Raw genomic sequence first — 16,822 nt, 5'->3', positions numbered from 1 at the left:
CAAGCAGAAGCTTGGCTATTTAGTGAGTGAATTTTGTCTGGTGGTCTAGGGGCTGTTTATCTTTCACGAACAAAACTAACTGCGAAAGATAAACAGTCCCTAGAGTTTACTCATGGCTTTGCCATTCATTTCTTTCTCTAGGCCGGTGTTGAGTGCCGAGCGCTGGCTGGTGCGTTTGCGGTAGGCCATGAGTTTTGTGGGAAGTTGCTGCTGAAACGCCATTGCCCAGTTTAAGGTGTGGCACAGCAGTATATCGGCAACAGTAAACTGTTCGCCCAATAAATAACCTTCTTCAGGAACCCAAAGCTCGGCAATGGCAGTCGCTTTATTAAATTCCCAAGTGGCGGTTTCTAGCATCTCTGGCACGCGCAGTTCTTCAGGTAAAGCAAAGCGATGTTTGCCCATGTTCCACAAGGCTTGTTCTAATTCACAAATGGTAAAGCTTACCCAGCGGTGGTGCAGGGCAGCTTGGTCGCTGCCTGGGGAGGGCAAAAAGTGCGGGCCGTATTTCTCGGCTAAATAAAGGCAAATAGCGGCAGATTCGTTAAAGACTAGCTCGCCATCTTTTAATGCAGGCACTTTACCGCAGGGATTAATACTTAAGTATTCTTCGCTGCGGTGTTCACCGGCTTGAAGGTTAAGGTAGTGATAATTCCATTCAAGTTGTAACTCTTCCAGCATCCACGATACGCGCAAAGAGCGAGTGCGTGGCGAGCCATACAAAGTAATCATTCAAACTGTTCCTATTCAGCATTAGCAAGCATTGTATAAAGTAGTTGTTTGAACGCAACTACGCGAGCTTTTGTTGTTGGCAATTTGTCAGCGTTTTGATGAGCGGCTGTGAAACTAAAGAGTTAATTCAATCTGTGTTTCATAGTAATTTGGAATCGGTTCCGTTTTACTTGTTTAAAGCTTGAGCATCTAAGCTTTGGCGACCATGCTGGTGTTACAGCGGGTTAGCAATATTGGAAACGATGGCAACGATTAAAGATGTGGCTAAGTTGGCGCAAGTAGGTGTGGGAACCGTATCTCGCTGCTTAGCTGGCAAGGGTGGCGTGTCTGCCAAGGCTGAACAAAAGGTAAGCGAAGCCATGCAGCAGCTTAACTACCGGCCGAACAGCCTTGCTCGGGCTTTATCTACCCAGCGCTCCAACATTATCGGTGTTTGGTTACCCTCATTGTCCGGTCCTTTTTATCAGCACATATTACAAGCTATAGAGTTTGAGCTGCGCCTGCACGACAAACACCTGATTATTGCCAATGCTGAAGAAGCAAACAGTAATGAAGAATATCTGCAGCACTTAGACTATTTAATTAATCGTGATTGCGATGGGGTGCTGATGGTGTGCCCAGAAATCGCCATTTCAGATCTACTGATTGCTCAAGCTAATTACCCGCCGCTGGTATTTATTAATCACTCCACCGATTTATTGTCTAAGCAGTCTTTTAGTGTTGATCATTATGCAGGTGGCTGTTTGGCGGCAAACAGCTTGTTGGCGCTAGGCCATAAGAACATAGCTTGTATAAGTGGCCGTTTAAGTGCCCAAGATGCGCAGCAGCGCCAGCAAGGTTTTGTGGATGAACTAGCTCGCCAAGGCCGGCCGATTAACCCGGAATTGTGTATTGAAGGAAGCTTTGATTTTGCCACTAGCCAGTTTGCAGTGCAGCAGCTACTGGATAAACAACTGCCTTTTGATGCACTGTTTTGTGGTAGTGACAAAGTTGCTTTAGTGGCTTTATCAATCTTGCAGGGGGCTGGCATAAAGGTGCCGCAGCAGGTTTCTGTATTGGGCTACGATGATGTTGATTTTGCCGCAGTTGCCTCACCACCTCTTAGCACGATTGCCATTCCCATCAAACAAATGGCGACAGCCGCTAGCAGGCAAGTACTCAATTTAGCTTACGACTTAACACTCACTATTCCCAGCGTGGCTGAGCCGCGTTTTATTGCGCGAGCGAGCACCCAAGCATCCCCGTATCTTAAGATTAAAGAAGGCTAAGCTTATGGCGAAGTTTATAGAAGATGGAACACGTTATCACTTAGAAGACCCTTGTATAGCACCAAACAGCGCGGCTTATTTGTGGAACAAAAAAATGATGTTGCACATGAACTGTCGTGGCTTTGCGGTTAGCCAATATATGGATCCCGAACCTCGTAAATATGCTCATGTGCCCAATTTAGCTGCGCAAAGCTTTATGCAGCCGGAGCAGCCTTATTTTAGTCATCATCCTGGGCGTTTTTTCTACTTGCGAGATAATCAAACTGGCGAGATGTTCTCTGCTCCCTACGAGCCAATGAAAGTGGACTTAGATCGCTTTGCTTTTGAGCCGGGTTTGGCTGACATTCGCTGGGTGGTAGAAAAGCTTGATATAGAACTAAGCATAAGGCTTAGTCTTGCAGTTGATGCAGTGCTAGAGAGCTGGCAAGTCACTTTGCGAAACCTAAGCTCGCAACGCCGAGATATTTCTTTAATACCCTACTTCCCAGTGGGTTATGCCTCGTGGATGAATATGGGCGGGCAATACGATGCTGAGCTTAATGCGATTGTTTGCAGCAGTATTACTCCCTACCAAAAAGTAACTGATTATTTCAAAAATCAGCACTTCAAAGATCTTACCTTTTTGTCTGCCAGCCGACTGCCAGATTTCTATGAAGTTTCGCAACAGGCTTTTGAAGGAGAGGGCGGTTTACATAACCCCAGTGCTTTGCAGCACGGTGGAAACTTAAATAATGGCGAAGCGCATTATGAGCTGCCAGCGGCGATTATGCAGTTTCAATACAATCTACCGGCCAAGGGCAGCGATGTGCTTAATCTTAGTTTTGGGCCAGCTAAAGATAAGGCCGAAATTAAGCAACTCAACCAGCAGTATTTGTACGCCGAGCTAGAGCCACAACGCCAAGCTAGCCAAGCTTATTTTGCTCAGGCCAAAGGCTGTATTTCCATAGAGACGCCCGATCAGCAGTTTAATCACTTTGTTAACCATTGGCTGCCTAGGCAGGTGTTTTATCATGGTGATAGTCAGCGTTTAACGACCGATCCTCAAACCCGTAACTACCTGCAAGATGCCATGGGCATGGTTTACCTCAAACTAGAAGCCTGTAAACAGGCATTGCTAACCGCACTTAAACAGCAAAAGTTCTCCGGTGAGATGCCAGACGGCATTTTATTAAGCGAACAGGCAGAGCTTAAGTACATTAATCAAGTGCCGCATACCGACCATCCGGTTTGGCTAGCCATTGTTTTAAACGCCTATCTTCAAGAAACCAACGACTATAGCTTGCTACAACTTAGGCTTTGTTGGGCAGATAATCCACTCGAGCAAAGTGTATTTGAGCATGTGAGCAAGGCGATGCAATTTTTATGTGAGGCCAAAGATGAACGCGGTTTGCCTTATATCGCCCAGGGAGATTGGTGCGACCCAATGAACATGGTGGGCTATCAGGGCAAGGGCGTGTCGGGTTGGTTGGCCGAAGCCATTTCTTATGCCTTGCAACTGTGGGTGCCAGTGTGTGAGCACCTAGGCGAACCCGCCTTAGCTCAAGCCTTTAGCCAATATGCAGAACAATTGAATCAGCGCATTAATCACTATTTTTGGGATGGTGCATGGTATGGGCGCGGCATTACCGATGCAGGGAAGTTATTTGGCATAAGCAGCGATAAGGAAGGGCGAATCTTTCTTAATGCCCAGAGCTGGGCAATGTTATGTGGGGCTGCCAGTAATGAGCAAAAAACGCAGATGCTGCAGGCCATTGATGAGCAGTTAGACACGCCGTTTGGAGTAATGATGAGTGCGCCTGCCTTTACCGAAATGCGCGATGATGTTGGTCGAGTCACTCAAAAGTGGCCGGGCAGTGCCGAGAATGGCTCGGTGTATAACCATGCAGCAGCGTTTTACGCGGCTTCTTTGTATGCCAGTGAAGAAGGGGAGCGGGCATTTAATGTATTGCGCAAAATGCTGCCAAGCAATGCCGCTGACGAATTAAAAGTGCGTGGGCAATTGCCGATTTATTTGCCTAACTATTATCGCGGCGCTTATTACCAATACCCACGCACCGCAGGGCGCTCTAGCAACTTATTTAATACTGGTACTTGCGCTTGGTACTACCAATTAGTGGTTGAGCAGCAATTTGGCCTACGGGGTTCGCCACAGGGCTTGCTACTTCTGCCGCAGCTGCCAAGTGATTGGCCTAAAGCCTCGGTGGTTCGAGAGTTTAGAGGGGCAACCTTCCATATCCAATACCAACAAGTTAGAGGAGGCAGTGCCAAGCCTATAAGTGCAAAACAGCTATTGAGTGCTGATGAAGCTAAGCTCACCATTACTCAGCAGGCCGATGGTAAATTGCTGCTTAGTGGTTTTGTGGCTGGCGAGCGGTATCAGATAAGGGTAATACAGGCGCTAGAAGACAAGGCCAGCCAAGCCGTTGCTGAGAGTGCCTTAGTATGAATGCTGAACAGGGCACAGTTTATTACGTTATGGGGGTTTCCGGCTGTGGCAAATCTAGCATTGGTGAGGGGCTGGCAAACTACCTGCAAGCTGAGTTTATTGACGGAGATACACTACACCCTCAAAGCAACATAGAAAAGATGCGCAGTGGCCTTGCGCTAAATGATGAGGACCGTAAGCCTTGGCTAGCGAGCATAGTGACTAAAGCTGATGCTATTAGCCAGCAACGAAAAACGGTAGTTATTGTTTGTTCTGCCCTAAAGAAATCTTACCGAGATCTATTGCGCCAAGTAAGCAATAAAGTGGTGTTTATCTACTTAAAAGGTGAACAAACTCTAATTCAGCAAAGGCTAGAGCGGCGCAGTAATCATTTTATGCCACAGCACTTATTAGCTAGCCAATTTGCCACCTTAGAAGCCCCTTCTGCTGCTGAAGCTGATGTAATTCCGATTGAAATTGACGCTAACCTAGAGCAGGTACTAGCACGTTGTATTAATAGTATTAGTCGCAAGCCTGCGCTTAATTGAGGTTGAAATGAATCCCACTATCAAACAAGTTACCCAAAACATTATTGCGCGCAGCCAAGGCTTGCGCAGCGCTTATGTTCAAAGAATGGAGAAACAAGCAGAGCAGGGGAATGCAAGGGCGCATTTAAGCTGTGGTAACTTAGCCCATGCCATTGCTGCCTGTGGTCAGCAACAAAAAGACCGTTTGCTAGATTTTACCAAAGTAAATCTGGCTATTATTACTGCCTACAACGATATGTTAAGTGCTCATCAGCCCTACGCTCAATACCCTCAGTTGATTCAGCAAAAAATGGCTGAACTTGGCCATAGCGCGCAAGTTGCTGGTGGAGTGCCTGCGATGTGTGATGGCGTTACTCAAGGCCAAGAGGGCATGGATTTATCGCTGTATTCACGTGACCTTATTGCCCAAAGCACTGCCATTGGTTTGAGCCATCAAGGGTTTGATGCCTGCGTCTTATTAGGGGTTTGCGACAAAATTGCCCCAGGGCAGTTGATGGGAGCTTTGTCTTTTGGTCACCTGCCAACTGCTTTTATGCCCAGCGGGCCAATGCCAAGTGGTATTAGCAATGATGAAAAGGTGGCGGTTCGCCAACAGCATGCAGCCGGAGAAGTGGATAAAGCGGCGCTACAGCAGATGGAAAACAAAGCCTACCATGCGCCCGGCACCTGCACTTTTTATGGTACTGCCAATACTAATCAGCTGGTATTTGAAACCATGGGTTTAATGCTACCGGGTAGCGCCTTTGTTAATGTGAATACCGCACTTAGAGACAAGCTTAATCAACATTTACTTAGTCACATGGTGGGAATTACTCGCGGAGGCTCAGCTTATCGCCCGCTCTATCAAGTTATCGATGAGAGAGCCATTGTTAATGGTTTAGTGGCTTTGTTGGCTTCTGGAGGCAGCACTAATCACACCTTACATATGATAGCGATTGCCCGTTGTGCCGGCATTATCATTAATTGGGATGATTTTGCGCTGCTTGCCGAGGTAGTGCCGCAACTTTCTAGTATGTACCCTAATGGCCCAGCAGATATTAATGCCTTTGAGCAAGCTGGTGGAGTGCCTAGTTTACTGCGTTTGTTAGCGCAACGAGACTTGCTGCATATGGATGCCACTACTCTCTATGGAAAGCTAAGTGATTACTTACAGTCACCTGGTTTAGTAGGCGAAGAGCTAAAGTGGGGGCCAGCACAGGCCAGCAACAATAATCATGTGATTGCAGCAGACGGAAAACAGTTTAATCGCAGTGGCGGCTTGCAGGTATTAAGCGGCAACTTGGGGCGGGCTGTAATAAAAACCAGTGCAGTTAAGGCTGAGCATCAAGTTATTTGTGCGCCAGCCAAGGTATTTGATTGTCAGCACAAAGTGGTAGAAGCGTATCAACAAGGTCAGCTTGACCAAGACATTGTAGTAGTGGTGCGTTATAACGGTCCTGCAGCCAATGGAATGCCAGAGCTACATAAATTGATGCCAGTATTGGGCAACTTGCAAAAACAAGGTTTTAAGGTGGCACTGCTTACCGATGGTCGCTTGTCGGGCGCATCAGGCAAAATTCCTGCCGCGTTGCATCTAAGTCCAGAAACGGCCAAAGGCGGTTTGCTGGCCAAAGTACAAGACGGTGACATGATCTACTTAGATGCGATTAAAGGACGCATCGACTGCCAAGTTTCCGAGCAAGAACTACTGCAACGAGAGCCTGTCGCCGACAGCAAAAACAAACAAAATGAGGGGTGTGGCAGAGAGCTATTTAATCCCTTTAGGCGTTTGGTAGGCAGCGCCGAGAGCGGCGCTACCATATTATTTTATGACTAAGTCTTCACGTAGCCGCAACTTAAAAAGCTTGCTCAAGGCTTAATAGTGGAACTCGGGTAGACAAGGCATGTAAGGCAATGTTGTGTAACATTTCATCTACCGTGGTGCTGCAATCCGCCAAAATGGATACTTCATAAGCCTCTGCTGCTTTCGATAAGGCTGTGTGAGTAACACAGTTTGGGGTCATCATGCCGCACATCAGCAGCTTGTTTATACCACGCTGTTGCAGGTAAGCATTAAGTTCGGTTTGCTCGAAACTGTCGGCAAATCTTTTGACTATCACTTTGCCTTGTGGAGCTGCCGCTAAGATCTCTGGGTGAATTTCTGCGCCGCTTGAGCCTTGATTGAAAAACGGGGCGAGCCCCAATGCTGGGTCGGCAATGTGTTGAATATGAATAAGCTCCATCTGTTGCTCTGTAGCCTTTGCTATCGCAGATTGAATGTTCTGCAAGCATTTTGAGGTATTCCAAAGCGGGTATTTGCCTTCAGGGAAATAGTCATTTTGTAGATCAATGATTAACAGGGCAGTGGTCATAATTGTTAGCCTTTTAATATAATTGCGTTTAATCAGTGAGGCTATTATCGGATTGGTGCTGGTTGGCTAACAGAGTCATAAATGACAACAATGAGGGTAAAACTGACATTGTGAGAAGTGTTAATAAGGAACAGTAGGCACCACTGCTTTATTCAAAAACTAGCATGTTTAGTGTTGAGCTAGCTATTATCCTTGCTAGCTAGTATTGGCTGGGTGTTATGGCTTTCTGGCAAATCAGTTTGCGAAGAAAATAGCGATGAATTTAGCGCCACACCTTTGTGTAATTGACTGGCAATAGAGATTGAGAGCAACACTGGAATAAGCAGCAACAACACCAATGTAAGTCGGTTCATAAAATACCCCTAACAAGCTGTACATGTTATTAGACCGCGAATAGCCTCTTTTGATTGCCAGCAATCTGTAATAAAACGTAAAGAAAAGTAAAACGGACCAATTAAGGTCCGTTTTTAAAGGGGGAAGCGAAGTGGTTTAGCCTGCCGCAATCAAATCATTCATATTGCTAACCAGCTGGTCGAACTCGGCACGCTCTTGTTTATCAATGGCAGAGGCGAGGGGGATTTTTGCGGTCATTGGATTAACCGCTCGGCCGTTAATATGGAACTCGTAATGCAAGTGCGGTCCGGTTGAGCGGCCGGTATTGCCAGAATCTGCAATCACTTGACCACGCGTTACTCGTTGCCCTTTGCGAACTTTAAATTTGTTTAAATGTAGGTAACGTGAGCGATATTTACCGCCGTGTTGAATCACGATGTATTTACCCGCATAAGGGTGATTCTCAACTCTAGTCACTACGCCATCACCTGCGGCCAATACCGGGGTGCCAATAGCTACGCCGAAATCGGCACCGTTATGTGGCGAGATACGTCTGGTAATTGGGTGCTTGCGACGTGGGTTAAAACCAGAGGTGACCCGGTGAGCCCCTTTAAGCGGTACTCGCATAAAGGCGCGTGCTAGGCTTTCGCCATCTTTGTCATAGTAGTTACCATTGCTAAACAAATAAGCACTGTATTCGTTGCCTCGGTTAAAAATACGCACCGCACTAATTTCACTTTGACCGGTGAGTTCGTCATCGATGTATTGGCGATTACGTACAACTTGGAATACATCGCCCGCTCTAAAGTCACGAGAAAAACGCAGTTTGTCTTTAAACATTTGCGCTACTTGCTCTACTTCACTTGGGCTTAAGCCAGCTTTTCGGGCTGATACATAAAAGCTACCTTCAATGGTGCCTGCTATGGCTTGCTTCTGCCATTGCCCTTCAATATTAATGGTTTCGTATTCGAAGCTGCTTGCATCTACACGCTTAAAGATGATTTTTTGCGCTGGATTAAAGGCAAGTTGTAGGGCCATTAACTGTTGTTGGTCGTGGTCGATGGTAAAGGTAAGATCATGACCGGGACTTAAGGTATCTAAAGCTAGTACCGAAATATCCGCCTCTAGTACTTGATACATAGTGGTTTGGTCGATGTTAAAGCGGGTGAAAATTTTACCTAGAGTATCGCCCTTCTCAATAGTGTATTGATAACTGCGTTCGCCTCCAACCTCAGCTTGTTCAGGCTCTGTTTTTGCAGCTGCGAGTGTCGGCTCGTTGGTGTTTGGCTTCGCCACAACTGGCGATTCAGCAGCTTGCCTAAACTGCTCGGCACTGGGCTCATCTTGGGTATTCTGCTTTACTATATCGATGGCTTCATTGGAGCGACTAGCCAGACTAAAAGTGATGCCATCGGACTCTGACTTAAAGTCGTTTTGCGGCAGTTCGATAAGCTGACGGCTGCTGGTACTTACTTGTTTGGAGCTAGGCCAAATACTGGCAATGCCCACGAGTACACCGCAGGCAATAATGAGCTGCCAATGTTTGTTGGGAAGCCTGCTAGGGCGACCAAACAAACGAGTTTTACTGTTAAACATACAATCTTTTACCTAATAAACGCTGTCTTAACGCAGCTGTTATTGTATTAATACTAGTGAGCGACTTTTGCTGGTTCGTGGTGCTATTCACGACACTTGCCCTTGTTGGCAACCAGAGCAAAGCCCTTGGAATTCGTAACTTTGCGAATGCAATCTAAAGCCTTGCTGCCCGGCAAACTGGTCCAATTCAATTTTTAATGATTCAGACAAGCTTATTTGAGTGACAGATTTACAGTCGGTGCAAATAAGCAAGGGTTGTGGAGTAAATGGGGCATGCTGGTGGCCAATGATGTAACGGCTACTTGATTCAATATGTTGAATGAAGTGATATTGCAGTAGGAAATCTAAAGCCCGATATACCGTTGGAGGCTTGGTATTTTGTTGCTGTTGTTGCAGCTTAGCCAAAATATCGTAAGCGCTAAGCGCTTGTTGATGTTGATGAAGAATAGCCAACACTGCTGCACGATTTGGCGTGAACTTAAGCTTATTTTGGTTACAGTAGTCACTGACACGTTGTATATAATTGGCTGTAGACATGCTTTACCGAAATAGAACTTAGCTGATGAGCGAAATACACCCACAAAATTTGAGCGTTACATTATAACAATCACTGCTTATAGGCAAGCCTTGCAAGGTCAAGTATCGACATTGCCATGGTTTTTTATGTCTTATTTAAGTGATTGTAAATAAAGCGCTAAATTATGTCGTTGATTGGCGACAGGTTAAAATGTGCTGCTTTAAGTGATTATGCCATCTGCTATTACTGTTTAGTTCACTGAGTGAAGGGATGTAAATACCGAGTAATTTAATGCGATTGATTAGCGCTGAAGCTGCTGTAGATAAAGGCTCTATTAAAAGTGCTGATTTTTTATTTAGTTTGCTCGCTTTGTAAGCACTCGAACCATTATTGCGAAAAAGCGGTTGACTTGTTTCGGCTAAAAACGTTTAATAGCCGCCGTTGCCCGGATAGCTCAGTCGGTAGAGCAGAGGATTGAAAATCCTCGTGTCGGTGGTTCGATTCCGCCTCCGGGCACCATCTTTAAAAAGCCTGCTAAATTTAGCAGGCTTTTTTCGTTTCAAGCCTTGAATTTAGTTCTACAGAGATTTGTTGCGAGAATAGTGAATTAAGCAATGAAACACCGCCGCTTGCTTGTTTAAGTTTCTGTAGCCATGTGGCTTATCGCCGGCAAAGCGCAACGCTTGTCCTTGGCTGAGTTTATTCCATTGCCCATTTGCCAATACTTCCATCTCCCCACTGGTCACAATGACATGTTCACTCACTCCAGCTTCGTGGGGCTCAGATACTCGCTGATAGCTCTCTAACAAGGTAAGTTCGTACATCTCAAAGCCATACTTTTCATCGTAAGGGAATAAAATTGCTACAAGCATGTCATCGCTGGCGGGTTGTTGGCGAAGTTGATCTGCGCTGCGAATTTCTGGCTGGGCCTGTTCTGCAAGTTCTGGCTCTAAAAAGGTTGATAAGGAAGTATTAAAACCTCCTGCTATTTTCCACAGTGTGGCAATAGTGGGGCTAGATTCACCACGTTCTATTTGTCCTAACATGGCTTTACTCACACCGGTTTGTTTGGCTGTGGTGTCTAAACTCCACTGTTTGTCTTTACGCTGCTGTTTGAGCGCTGCAGCGAGATATTGATTTAAGGCCAGCAAAATAACCTACTTGTTGAAAATTAGTCTTGTACGTTATAGCGCACAAGTGCTAGGCTTGTCTAGTGCGTGCGTTATAGCGCACGGTGTGATTGGGAGTTTACAGTTAAGTCAAGGAGTAGCTATGCGTGACTGGTTTGTTTTATCTCGAGTGTCGGCTGGTTTTATCGCAGTATTAGTGGGCTATACCAGCTCAGCAGTTATTGTGTTTCAAGCTGCTGCTTCGGCAGGAGCAAGCGAACAGCAAATTGGTTCATGGTTGTGGGCTTTAGGTATTGGGATGGGGGCGACGAGCATCGGCTTTTCTTGGTATCACAAAAAGCCGATTCTTACTGCTTGGTCTACGCCTGGTGCTGCACTGCTAGTGACTAGCTTATCTGGGCTTTCGGTTAATCAAGCGATTGGTGCGTTTTTGTTTAGCTCGCTATTAATAACTTTAGTGGGTTTAAGTGGGTTGATGGATAAGTTGATCCGTTGGATCCCGCAATCAGTGGCCGCTGCGATGTTAGCTGGAGTGTTATTGCAATTTAGTTTGCAGTTGTTTCAATCACTAGAGAGCCAATTGATATTGGTATCCAGTATGGTGGCCTGCTACCTAATCGGCAAATTATATGCCCCACGCTACGTTATGCTGATTACCTTAGTGGTAGGCATTACAGCAGCTTATTACTTGGGTTTACTGGAGTTATCGTCGGTGACTTTAGAGCTAGCTATGCCGATGTGGATTAGCCCAGCTTTCTCATGGCAAGCAATCTTGGGTGTAGGTTTGCCTTTGTTTGTGGTCACCATGGCCTCACAAAATATGCCTGGTATTGCTGCCTTGCATGGCAACGGATATCGGCCTGCAATTTCTCCACTGATATCTTGGACAGGCGTCGCCGGGATGCTGCTAGCGCCATTTGGAGGCTTTGCTTTTAACTTGGCGGCCATTACTGCTGCAATTTGCATGGGCAAAGAGGCTGATGAAGAACCCACAAAACGCTACTATGCCTCGATATGGGCCGGAGTGTTTTATCTACTGGTGGGCTTGATGGGAGCAACGGTGGTGAGTTTGTTTGCCGCTTTTCCCCAAGAGTTGGTGGTGGCTATTGCTGGTTTAGCGCTGATTAGTACCATCGCAAACAGTTTATCAACTGCTTTAACCTGCAAAAAGGGAAGAGAGGCGGCCGCAATTACTTTTTTGGTAACCGCTTCATCAGTCAACTTGTTTGGCATTGCCAGCGCGTTTTGGGGCCTAAGTTTAGGCTTGATCGTCCACTACCTTTTTTCTCGCAATGAAGCCACCGGAATAGTTAAAGAGACTAGAGAAGCTAGCAATAAAGCTTAGCTTATCTTAAGGTTGAAGCATCACAAATATGATTGTTTACGTCGTTGATTAAACGTTTTTTGCTCTATTTACTAAAAGGCTTTCTGCTACTTGCTCTGTTTGCTGAGTTAATGGTGTTAGCCTTGCGTTGGATAGACCCACCAATTTGGTCTTGGCGCATACACCGTGCTTGGTTCCCCCCAGTTTCTTACCCTGAGCAAATACAGCACCAATGGATACCATTAGCTAAGATCAATAAATCAATGCCTTTGGCGGTGGTTGCCGCTGAAGATCAGCGGTTTTTGTCGCACTATGGCGTAGACTTTTTAGCTATCTGGAAAGCGTATAAGAGCAATCAACAAGGCGGGCGATTAAGGGGCGGTAGTACTATTACTCAACAAACTGCCAAGAATCTGTGGTTGTGGCCTAGTCAGAGTTATTGGCGAAAGGCAGTAGAGGCTGGCTTTGCAGGGCTGTTGGAGTTGAACCTACCTAAATCCAGAATAATCGAGATTTACCTAAATATTGCCGAGTTTGGTCCTGGTATCTACGGGGTAGAGGCCGCTAGTCAGCATTACTTCGCTTTATCTTCATCACAACTTAGTGCTCATCAGGCGGCAAGCTTGGCAGCCTTGCTGCCAAGTCCATATCGCTACTCACCAAACCCCAACAGTGCGTTTATGAGCCAGCGAATCTCATGGATTCGCCAGCAAATGCGCCAATTAGGATCTTTAGAGTTGAGCCGCCATTAGTTTACGCATGACTAAAGTGCTGCTTGGAAAAGGTCTATAGCGAATTGAGATGACAGCTTTAGACAAAGCAAAATGACAAATACAGAGATTGCGATAAGGCTAGCTTTTGAGAGTGTTTTTAAGAATCCAAAGAACATAGTGACCTCACTTGTGTTTAGCCATCCCTGGAGTTTGATTCAATGTAATTATACTAAATGTTGAGTAAACACTGAATTTTAGAACTTGTTTTAGATCAATATTGACTGCTGTTTTTTTAAACAATCACTAAAGAGTGTGATCGGTAAATCGATTTTAATTTTGGTCACTTAATCGCACATCAAATTTAAATATTAATGATAATGGTTGTCATTCCTTTTATCGTAAGTTAATGAAATGTAAATATATTATGCAGCGAGCTTAGTTAGGGTGTATACTTTTTCGATACCTCAAATTGGCAGCTTGGAGCGCAGTAATGAAAGCCGAACCAAATATAATTGCTTTGTTAAATAAGGTGTTAGTTTCAGAACTTACTTCGATTAACCAGTATTTTTTACATGCCAGAATGTATAAAAACTGGGGTTTTGATGCGCTGAATGAGCGTAATTATAAAAAATCGATTAAGGATATGAAGCAAGCCGACAAATTAATGGAGCGAGTTTTGTTCCTAGAAGGTTTACCTCATGCCCACATGTTGGGTGTATTGCGCATTGGTGAATCGACCGAAGAAATGCTGCAATGTGATATGGACTTCCAGCTAGAGCAGTTGCCAATCATTAAACAAGCTATTGCCGAATGTGAGCTAGCTAAAGACTTCGTTAGTCGAGATTTGTTAGAAGAAATCTTAGATTACGAAGAAGACCACATTGATTGGATTGAAACTCAACAATATCAAATTGAAAAAATGGGCCTAGAAAACTATTTAGCTGCTCAAATTACCGAAGGAGATGACTAATGAAAGGTAATAATGAAGTCATTGATGTGCTAAACCGCCTGTTGATGAATGAACTAACGGCAATGGATCAGTACTTTATTCATTCACGCATGTATGAAGACTGGGGCCTTAATAAGTTATATGAGCGCATCGACCACGAGTTTGATGATGAGAAAGGTCACGCCTCTTTGCTTATTCAACGTATTTTGTTCTTAGAAGGAACACCAGACTTAAGTAAGCGTGAGCCTTTGCGTATTGGTAGCGATGTACCAAGTATGCTTGAGAATGACTTAAAAGTTGAGTACGAAGTTGATGCTTTACTAAAAGAAGCGATGGCCCTTTGCGAGCTTAAGCAAGATTACGTAACGCGTAACATGTTGCAAACGCTGATTGATGATACCGAGATGGACCACGCTTATTGGCTAGAGCAGCAGTTAGGCTTAATTAAGAAAATTGGCTTAGAGAATTACCTACAAAGCCAAATGTAAAAGTTGTGCTCAGCAGATATAAAAACGAGAGCTCTTGCTCTCGTTTTTTGTTTTATACCAATCACACTAAGTAGGTGTTCAAAAAAACGCAGGAAAAATACTCAAGAATGAGACAGGGTTTTTCGATAAGTAGTTATTCTACAATCAAAAATTCTAACGCAGTTATCGAGTATTTTAACCAGATAGAGTGAACTGTTACTTAGTACGATTGGTATTAGCTGAGCTGCCAGCTAAACTGCGTCCAATTTCGCTCTAAAGCGAGCTGTTTAAGCTTAGGGCAGGGGTTAACCGTGTATGCATTGTCTACATACTCTAGTAAGGGCTGGTCGTTAATTGAGTCAGAGTAAAAGCTGATTGATGAGTACTGCCTTGACTGACTAGTGAGCCATTGCTCAAGCCGTGTGACTTTACCTTCTCGAAAGCTAGCAACACCTTGTATTTTTTCTGTGTACTTTCCCTGCTCGGCATGTAAATCAACCCCCAAATGATGTTTAACACCTAGTAATTGCGCAACCTGGTTAACGATAAAGCTAACTGTAGCAGAGATTATAAGTACTTCATGGCTTTGCTTTAACTGAGAGATTAATGCTTGGCCTTGCGGGTAGACAATACGATTAACTTGCTGGCGAACAAACTGACTTACTAAGCGGTCAACTTGCTCACTACTAAGGTGTTTTATCGGAGTTAAACTGAAAGATATGTATTGCTCTAAAGCTAGCTCGCCTAAAGCATATTGCTGCATCATTGCAGCGTCTTGCTCAAGAAAACCTGCTTGGGTAACCACTCCTTCTTGTACTAGAAATTGATGCCATAGCACGCCGCTGTCGCCAGCGATCAGTGTTTCATCTAAATCGAATATATGTAGTTCCACAAAGGCCTCTTTCACGAGTGAGTAACTAAAGACGATGCTAAGGAAAACTGAAGGATAGCTCAATGGCTAAATTTTATTGAGGGTAAAGAAAAGGCCAGCTGAGCTGGCCTTGTTATTTTATGCAGTATCTTTTTTGAGATTCTCTGGTAAGCCATCTGGTACTGGCGCCCAACTGCGTTGTTGCGCTTCACCGTGAAGTACCTTACGTAGCTTCTCATTAGCAGCTGCAGCGTAAATTTTCTCGGTTTTGATTTCTTCTTCTTTACGTTTAAGCGCATCTTCCATATCTAACTGAAGATCTTTGTAACGCTTGCTGGTTGCCAAGAAGACTAGACCAATTAATACCACTAGCACCGCAACTACCGCGCCGAATAACCACCAAGCAATGCCTGATTCTTGGGCTTGGCCGGCATTTTCCGAGCGTTGTACAAGCTCTACAATATGAGCACTTAACTTGTTGTTGTCTGCTCGTAGCTCATCTCGTTGCGTTTGCATTTGGTTAAATTGCTCTTGCAACTGTTTTTGTTGCTCAGAGTTACCGGTGTTTTCAGCAATGGTTTTCTGTAAACCAAGCACTTGCTCGTTAACGCCAGCAAGTTGTTTTTCAAGCTGCTGATTTCGCTCTAACAACTGAGCTTCGGCATTGCTGCTACCTGCCTGTTCAACTTGCGCATATAAGCTTTGGTTAGACGCAGTTAATGTGCGGTTTTCGTTGCTTATTTTGTCGTTAAGTTGCAGTAAGGCTTGGTAGTCAATCAACTTGCTGTTTAAGTCGTTTTGTAAACGCTGGTTGATTTTTTGAGTATCGTTTAGCGCAGACTGAAGCTTGTTAATAGTCTTATTCTTTTTGCTTAAATCGTTCTTAAGCAAATTCAAAGTACGCGTCATTTCTGGGCTTGGGCCTGTACTCTTCGCAACCGGTTTTGGCGTAGGTTTAGGCTTGGCTGCTACCTTGGCTGTAGTGGTTGTTGCTTTAGCTTTAGGCACTGGCGGTGGCAGTACTGCTTTCGGCTTAGCTGAAGTAGTTGTGGTTTTTGCCGTTTGCGTTGTAGCACTTTTAGCAAACTGTCTTGGCACGCCGGTGTATATCTTCGGATCTTTTTCTACAATCCAAATCTCTAAACCATGCTTGCTTTTGATCCACTTCCATTCTTCAACGTTCATATGGTGAAGTTCACCATTAGTCAACGTGTATGAGAATTGTTTAGCATCTTTACGTACAGGGATCGTAAAGGCTACACCGAAGTCGTCAAACTTGCTCGGCATTAACGGGTCGCCAGGGGTGGTGCCTTTACGCAAACGGAAGTCGGTTCTAGCACCAACTTGTTTGCCATTCACCATTTCTTCACCGGCCCAGATATGTAAACCCCAACCATCATAGTTGTTATTAATGCTCTTGTAGTGAACAGTTACGCTATCTGCACTGGCAACTGTACTAATACACCAGAAAAGTAATATAAATATGGATGCTCTTTGCACAATTACTCCATTAACTTGTTTAAGTCGCATGAACCCATAATAACTAAAAAAACATTAAAGAAGTAGCAACTAGATCACCAATATGGTGTTAAATTTTA

16 protein-coding genes and 1 tRNA gene are annotated in these 16,822 nt (G+C 44.7%); 9 read left to right on the top strand and 8 right to left on the bottom strand.

What is annotated here, in order from left to right; all coding sequences use genetic code 11:
* Nucleotides 1–99: 99 nt before the first annotated feature.
* On the bottom strand, nucleotides 100–732 hold the full coding sequence (locus tag LQZ07_RS18775; RefSeq protein ID WP_152781970.1) for a glutathione S-transferase family protein: 633 nt from the start codon (nucleotides 730–732) through the stop codon (nucleotides 100–102).
* Nucleotides 733–974: 242 nt separating this feature from the next.
* Between LQZ07_RS18775 and LQZ07_RS18770 the strand changes: the two genes are divergently transcribed.
* The 4 genes from LQZ07_RS18770 to edd are packed head-to-tail and all read left to right on the top strand — an operon-like array spanning nucleotide 975 to nucleotide 6,789.
* Complete coding sequence (locus LQZ07_RS18770) at nucleotides 975–2,000, top strand: LacI family DNA-binding transcriptional regulator (protein WP_152781968.1); 1,026 nt, start codon at nucleotides 975–977, stop codon at nucleotides 1,998–2,000.
* 4 nt (nucleotides 2,001–2,004) lie between these two features.
* The gene (locus LQZ07_RS18765) at nucleotides 2,005–4,446 is read left to right on the top strand and encodes a GH36-type glycosyl hydrolase domain-containing protein (RefSeq protein ID WP_152781966.1); all 2,442 of its coding nucleotides are present in this window, start codon (nucleotides 2,005–2,007) and stop codon (nucleotides 4,444–4,446) included.
* Nucleotides 4,443–4,973, top strand: coding sequence for a gluconokinase (locus LQZ07_RS18760; RefSeq protein ID WP_152781964.1), 531 nt, complete (start codon nucleotides 4,443–4,445; stop codon nucleotides 4,971–4,973). Before LQZ07_RS18765 ends, LQZ07_RS18760 begins: the two co-directional genes overlap by 4 nt.
* Nucleotides 4,974–4,980: 7 nt before the next feature.
* A complete protein-coding gene (gene edd / locus LQZ07_RS18755) occupies nucleotides 4,981–6,789 on the top strand; it encodes a phosphogluconate dehydratase (RefSeq protein ID WP_152781962.1) in 1,809 nt (602 codons plus the stop codon).
* Between the two features lie 19 nt (nucleotides 6,790–6,808).
* Here edd and LQZ07_RS18750 read toward each other — a convergent pair whose 3' ends face one another.
* The 4 genes from LQZ07_RS18750 to LQZ07_RS18735 all read right to left on the bottom strand — a co-directional run bounded on the left by LQZ07_RS18750 (nucleotide 6,809) and on the right by LQZ07_RS18735 (nucleotide 9,790).
* On the bottom strand, nucleotides 6,809–7,324 hold the full coding sequence (locus LQZ07_RS18750) for a cysteine hydrolase family protein (RefSeq protein WP_152781960.1): 516 nt from the start codon (nucleotides 7,322–7,324) through the stop codon (nucleotides 6,809–6,811).
* Nucleotides 7,325–7,503: 179 nt separating this feature from the next.
* Complete coding sequence (locus LQZ07_RS18745) at nucleotides 7,504–7,677, bottom strand: hypothetical protein (RefSeq protein ID WP_194164113.1); 174 nt, start codon at nucleotides 7,675–7,677, stop codon at nucleotides 7,504–7,506.
* 136 nt (nucleotides 7,678–7,813) lie between these two features.
* Nucleotides 7,814–9,253, bottom strand: a complete 1,440-nt coding sequence (locus LQZ07_RS18740) for a peptidoglycan DD-metalloendopeptidase family protein (protein WP_152781958.1) — start codon at nucleotides 9,251–9,253, stop codon at nucleotides 7,814–7,816.
* A gap of 87 nt (nucleotides 9,254–9,340) precedes the next feature.
* Nucleotides 9,341–9,790: a Fur family transcriptional regulator gene (locus tag LQZ07_RS18735; RefSeq protein WP_152781956.1), complete on the bottom strand. Its 450-nt coding sequence runs from the start codon at nucleotides 9,788–9,790 to the stop codon at nucleotides 9,341–9,343.
* A gap of 423 nt (nucleotides 9,791–10,213) precedes the next feature.
* Between LQZ07_RS18735 and LQZ07_RS18730 the strand changes: the two genes are divergently transcribed.
* Nucleotides 10,214–10,289, top strand: a tRNA-Phe gene (locus tag LQZ07_RS18730).
* Between the two features lie 59 nt (nucleotides 10,290–10,348).
* Here LQZ07_RS18730 and LQZ07_RS18725 read toward each other — a convergent pair.
* On the bottom strand, nucleotides 10,349–10,921 hold the full coding sequence (locus tag LQZ07_RS18725) for a helix-turn-helix domain-containing protein (RefSeq protein WP_152781954.1): 573 nt from the start codon (nucleotides 10,919–10,921) through the stop codon (nucleotides 10,349–10,351).
* Nucleotides 10,922–11,042: 121 nt separating this feature from the next.
* Here LQZ07_RS18725 and LQZ07_RS18720 point away from each other — a divergent pair, with 121 nt between their 5' ends.
* From LQZ07_RS18720 to bfr (LQZ07_RS18705), 4 genes are all read left to right on the top strand, one after another.
* On the top strand, nucleotides 11,043–12,245 hold the full coding sequence (locus LQZ07_RS18720) for a benzoate/H(+) symporter BenE family transporter (protein ID WP_152781952.1): 1,203 nt from the start codon (nucleotides 11,043–11,045) through the stop codon (nucleotides 12,243–12,245).
* A 44-nt stretch (nucleotides 12,246–12,289) separates the two neighbouring features.
* Nucleotides 12,290–12,976 carry a monofunctional biosynthetic peptidoglycan transglycosylase gene (gene mtgA / locus LQZ07_RS18715; protein WP_227981261.1) on the top strand — a complete coding sequence of 229 codons (687 nt, stop codon included), beginning with the start codon at nucleotides 12,290–12,292 and terminating at the stop codon, nucleotides 12,974–12,976.
* A gap of 451 nt (nucleotides 12,977–13,427) precedes the next feature.
* Complete coding sequence (gene bfr / locus LQZ07_RS18710; RefSeq protein WP_016402943.1) at nucleotides 13,428–13,907, top strand: bacterioferritin; 480 nt, start codon at nucleotides 13,428–13,430, stop codon at nucleotides 13,905–13,907.
* Nucleotides 13,907–14,374 carry a bacterioferritin gene (bfr, locus tag LQZ07_RS18705; protein WP_016402942.1) on the top strand — a complete coding sequence of 156 codons (468 nt, stop codon included), beginning with the start codon at nucleotides 13,907–13,909 and terminating at the stop codon, nucleotides 14,372–14,374. The genes bfr (LQZ07_RS18710) and bfr (LQZ07_RS18705) overlap by 1 nt, the downstream gene beginning before the upstream one ends.
* 214 nt (nucleotides 14,375–14,588) lie before the next feature.
* On the opposite strand, the gene LQZ07_RS18700 is transcribed toward bfr (LQZ07_RS18705), so the two are convergent.
* Nucleotides 14,589–15,245 (bottom strand): HAD family phosphatase, encoded by a 657-nt coding sequence (locus LQZ07_RS18700; RefSeq protein WP_249483259.1) that lies wholly within the window; start codon nucleotides 15,243–15,245, stop codon nucleotides 14,589–14,591.
* Between the two features lie 117 nt (nucleotides 15,246–15,362).
* Complete coding sequence (locus LQZ07_RS18695) at nucleotides 15,363–16,724, bottom strand: pullulanase-associated domain-containing protein (protein WP_016402940.1); 1,362 nt, start codon at nucleotides 16,722–16,724, stop codon at nucleotides 15,363–15,365.
* Nucleotides 16,725–16,822 lie beyond the last annotated feature (98 nt).

This window comes from Agarivorans sp. B2Z047 (genome assembly GCF_023373605.1).
GTDB classification, from domain to species: Bacteria; Pseudomonadota; Gammaproteobacteria; order Enterobacterales; family Celerinatantimonadaceae; genus Agarivorans; species Agarivorans albus.
This window is presented reverse-complemented; position numbering and strand designations above follow the sequence as displayed.

Coding starts and splice junctions, on each gene's coding strand:
- bfr (WP_016402943.1), top strand. CDS start 13,428: ATGAAAGCCGAACCAAATATAATTGCTTTGTTAAATAAGGTGTTAGTT.
- LQZ07_RS18735 (WP_152781956.1), bottom strand. CDS start 9,790: ATGTCTACAGCCAATTATATACAACGTGTCAGTGACTACTGTAACCAA.
- LQZ07_RS18750 (WP_152781960.1), bottom strand. CDS start 7,324: ATGACCACTGCCCTGTTAATCATTGATCTACAAAATGACTATTTCCCT.
- edd (WP_152781962.1), top strand. CDS start 4,981: ATGAATCCCACTATCAAACAAGTTACCCAAAACATTATTGCGCGCAGC.
- LQZ07_RS18745 (WP_194164113.1), bottom strand. CDS start 7,677: ATGAACCGACTTACATTGGTGTTGTTGCTGCTTATTCCAGTGTTGCTC.
- LQZ07_RS18770 (WP_152781968.1), top strand. CDS start 975: ATGGCAACGATTAAAGATGTGGCTAAGTTGGCGCAAGTAGGTGTGGGA.
- LQZ07_RS18740 (WP_152781958.1), bottom strand. CDS start 9,253: ATGTTTAACAGTAAAACTCGTTTGTTTGGTCGCCCTAGCAGGCTTCCC.
- bfr (WP_016402942.1), top strand. CDS start 13,907: ATGAAAGGTAATAATGAAGTCATTGATGTGCTAAACCGCCTGTTGATG.
- LQZ07_RS18775 (WP_152781970.1), bottom strand. CDS start 732: ATGATTACTTTGTATGGCTCGCCACGCACTCGCTCTTTGCGCGTATCG.
- LQZ07_RS18765 (WP_152781966.1), top strand. CDS start 2,005: ATGGCGAAGTTTATAGAAGATGGAACACGTTATCACTTAGAAGACCCT.
- LQZ07_RS18760 (WP_152781964.1), top strand. CDS start 4,443: ATGAATGCTGAACAGGGCACAGTTTATTACGTTATGGGGGTTTCCGGC.
- LQZ07_RS18720 (WP_152781952.1), top strand. CDS start 11,043: ATGCGTGACTGGTTTGTTTTATCTCGAGTGTCGGCTGGTTTTATCGCA.